The organism is Shewanella electrica (assembly GCF_022321485.1).
Classification (GTDB): domain Bacteria; phylum Pseudomonadota; class Gammaproteobacteria; order Enterobacterales; family Shewanellaceae; genus Shewanella; species Shewanella electrica.
Genome location: NZ_JAKOGG010000324.1, coordinates 1 through 268, shown reverse-complemented (window position 1 = coordinate 268; position 268 = coordinate 1). Strand labels below are relative to the sequence as shown.

At 31.3% G+C, this 268-nt stretch carries 1 protein-coding gene; it reads left to right on the top strand.

Annotated features, from left to right (window positions below):
* Positions 1-44: 44 nt before the first annotated feature.
* Positions 45-268 (top strand): nucleoside triphosphate pyrophosphohydrolase family protein (locus L9G74_RS20770; protein ID WP_238898654.1); only part of this gene is annotated, 224 nt, incomplete at its 3' end.

Genomic DNA, 268 nt, shown 5'->3' with positions numbered 1-268 from the left:
AAACAATACACCAAAGTTGAAAAATGTTCGGAGTGTGGCCATACATGAAATTTGAAGAATATGAAAGTATTTTTACTAAAAATACAGCAGAGAATCCTTTTAGAAAAACAAAACATAGTTTACTATTTGCATCAAATGCACTTGGTGGAGAATGTGGAGAATTACAAAATATGATAAAAAAAGTATATCGTGATAATAACGCAGATCCTAGTGATATGTTACCTGCTATGATGTTGGAACTTGGTGATATCTTGTATTCCTGGAATAG